Genomic DNA, 3,143 nt, shown 5'->3' on the forward strand with positions numbered 1-3,143 from the left:
AGCGGTATGTCCTCGTCGCTGATGTCTGGATACCCGGTGGTCCCGAACTCACCCCGACGCTGAAGCTGCGGCGCAAGAAGATCGCCGAACGGTACGAAGCTGATATCGACGCCTTGTACTCGGAAGCGCGGGCGACCTCGTGACCGTCGACGACCGCCTCGGCGACGCCGTCGAGATGGTGGTCTCTCGAGACGTGGAGACCGGGACGGAACTGGGTGCGTTCCCGATCATGGGGCAGGCCGACGTCGACGCGACGGTCGCGCGGGCAGCCGACGCCGCCCAGGTGTGGTCCAGCGCGGGATTCGCGATTCGTCGTCGGGCGCTGTCCGGGTGGGCACGCGAAATCGTTTCGCGCAGCGATGAATTCGTTGTTCAGATCGGACGTGAGAACGGCAAACCCGCCGACGACGCGTACTTGGAGCTGGTCATCGCCGTCGAACACATCGTGTGGGCGGCCCGCAACGCGGAGCGGGTGCTGCGCTCGCACAAGGTGCGGTCCGGACTTCTGATGGCCAATTACTCGGCGACCGTCCACCACGAACCGTACGGCGTCGTCGGCGTCATCAGTCCCTGGAACTATCCGCTGTTCGCGCCGGTGGCCGCGCTGGCCTCGGCGCTCGGGGCCGGTAACACCGTCGTCCTCAAACCCAGCGAGTACGCCACCTCGGTTGCCGCGCTGCTCGTCGACTGCTTCGCCACTGCCAACCCGTCGATGCCCGACTCGGTTCTGGCATTGGTCACCGGTGACGGGCGCACCGGGGCAGCGCTGGTGGACAGTGTCGTCGGCAAGATCGAGTTCACCGGCTCGCCGGCCACCGGCCGGCGCATCCTCGCGTCGTGCGCGGCGTCGCTGAAACCGGTGGTGATGGAATGCGGCGGGAAGGACGCCCTCATCGTCGACGCCGACGCCGACGTGGCCGCCGCGGCTCGGGCCGCCGCGTGGGGCGGTTTCAGCAACGGTGGTCAGACCTGCGTTGGGGTGGAACGGATCTACGTCGTCGAATCGGTTGCGGCACAGTTCATCGAGGCGTTGACCGCCGCCCTGCGCGACGTCAAGGCCGGTCCGCAGCCGCAGGGCGACTACGGGCCGATGACCGTTCCCGCTCAGGTCGATACCGTGCGCCGCCATCTACTAGACGGCATCGAATCGGCGACTGCGCTACCCCTCGGTGGGGCAGAACGGATCCGCGGCCGCTACATCGACCCGATCATCCTGGTCGACTGCGCCGAGAGCAGTGCCGCGGTGCAGGAGGAGACGTTCGGTCCCGTTGTCACCGTCCGCACCGTGCCCGACGTGGGCGAGGCGATACGACTCGCCAACGCAGGTCCGTTCGGTTTGGGGGCGGCCGTCTTCTCCAAACGTCGCGGTGAGCGAATCGCCGCTCAATTGCGTTGCGGCATGGTGTCGATCAACTCGGTCATCGCGTTCGTGAGCATCCCGGCGCTGCCGTTCGGCGGCGTCGGCAGCAGCGGATACGGCCGGATCCACGGCGACGAGGGGCTACGGGAATTCTCGGTCCCGAAGGCGGTTGCCACGAAGCGCTATGACGTACCCGGGATGAACGCGATGAGATTGGACCGCCCCGCGGTGACGATGCGGCTGCTGCGCCTGATGACCGCGCTGCGGTTCTCCCGGAAGCGTCGGGGAGCCCGATGACCTCGCGGCGATTCACCCATCACGCGCGCACCCTCGCCGACCCGGCCACGGTGACCGACCTGCTCGACGACGCCGACTCGTGGTCGACCTGGACCCGTCCACTGCTCACCCAGACGGCATGGGAACGGTGGGGGAGTCCCGCACCGGGGGGCGTCGGCGCGGTGCGCCGTCTCGGGCTGTGGCCGGTGTACATCCGCGAGCAGATCACCTCCCACGAACGCGGCGACCACCAGGAATACACCGTGCTCAGTCCGCACCTGTTCCGCAGCTACCTCGGCCGCGTCACGGTGTTCTCCCCAGGCGACACCGGCACGTTGATCACCTGGCAGGTCGAATTCACCACCCGCTTCGCAGCGCTTGGTGCGCCGACACATCGTGTGCTGTCGCGTGTCATCGAGCGATTGGCCGCTCGGTTGGCGCATGCCGCCGACAACGCCGCGTGGACCGCCCAGACCCCGTCATGAGCGCGGTCTCGCACGTATCGTTGAAGGGGCGCATGGCTCTGGTCACCGGCGGGTCGCGCGGTGTCGGCGCGGGGGTGGCGCGCGGGCTGGCGCACGCGGGCTGCGCGGTCGCCGTCAGCTACCACCGAGACGCGGACGCCGCCGACGCGGTGGTCGAAGCCATCCGCAGCAGCGGTGGCCGCGCCGTCGCCGTTCAGGCCAGTGCCGCAGACCCAGAGTCCTGGAACGCTGCAGCCGACGTCGTCGACGCACGGCTCGGTCCGGTGGACCTGCTGGTCAGCAACGCGGGATCGGCCAGCACCGGCAGAACCGTGCTCGACACGCCGCTGACCGAGTTCGCGAGACTGATGGACGTACACACCTTCGGCCCGCTGGCCTTGATCCAGCGATTACTCCCGGGCATGCGCGCCGCCAACCGGTCGGACATCGTCATGATCTCCAGCGCGATCACCTCGGAGGCGCCCGAACGGTCCGCCCCCTACACGATGGCGAAGGCGGCCATGGAGACCGCATGTCGCGCCCTGGCCCGCGAGGAGCGCCAGTACGGCGTTCACGTCAACATTCTCGCCCCGGGGCTGGTGAACACAGAGATGGGCGCCCGGCTGGTGAAGGCCAGCACCAACGGAGGCAGCCTCGAGGACACCGCGGCGACCGGCCCGTTCGGCCGGATCTGCGAACCCGCGGATATCGCCGCCGCCGTGTGCTTCCTGGCCAGCGACCACGCCGGATACATCACCGGGCAACGCCTCGTCCTCGACGGGGGCGGTGTATCACCGGCAATCTTCTGATGGACAAGAACAGAGCCCTCCCCGAGGAGCACCGGGAGACAAGGTTTCCTCGAGATCGCCGTGCTGCGAGTCATTTTCGTGACACCCCCGCGCTGGGTGACGCCGGGCGAGTCGCGGTGATGGGGCCCGTGCGGGGACGCACACCGCACTCGACAAGATTCGCCGGACGGCGGTGTGGGAACGCACTCAGGTGCCCGCTCGCATACAGAACGTCACCGAGGAGTGGCTGACCGC

General features: G+C 68.5%; 3 protein-coding genes. All 3 read left to right on the forward strand.

Features of this window, described 5'->3' with window-relative positions; translation table 11 throughout:
* Positions 1 to 139: 139 nt before the first annotated feature.
* The 3 genes from QOC69_RS36220 to QOC69_RS36230 are packed head-to-tail and all read left to right on the forward strand — an operon-like array spanning position 140 to position 2,909.
* Positions 140 to 1,657, forward strand: coding sequence for an aldehyde dehydrogenase family protein (locus tag QOC69_RS36220; protein ID WP_526447685.1), 1,518 nt, complete (start codon positions 140 to 142; stop codon positions 1,655 to 1,657).
* Positions 1,654 to 2,121, forward strand: coding sequence for an SRPBCC family protein (locus QOC69_RS36225; RefSeq protein WP_526447687.1), 468 nt, complete (start codon positions 1,654 to 1,656; stop codon positions 2,119 to 2,121). The genes QOC69_RS36220 and QOC69_RS36225 overlap by 4 nt, the downstream gene beginning before the upstream one ends.
* A 32-nt stretch (positions 2,122 to 2,153) precedes the next feature.
* On the forward strand, positions 2,154 to 2,909 hold the full coding sequence (locus tag QOC69_RS36230; RefSeq protein ID WP_526447689.1) for an SDR family NAD(P)-dependent oxidoreductase: 756 nt from the start codon (positions 2,154 to 2,156) through the stop codon (positions 2,907 to 2,909).
* Positions 2,910 to 3,143: the final 234 nt, after the last annotated feature.

The sequence above is a fragment of the Mycobacterium sp. genome (genome assembly GCF_032162105.1).
Lineage (GTDB): Bacteria > Actinomycetota > Actinomycetes > Mycobacteriales > Mycobacteriaceae > Mycobacterium.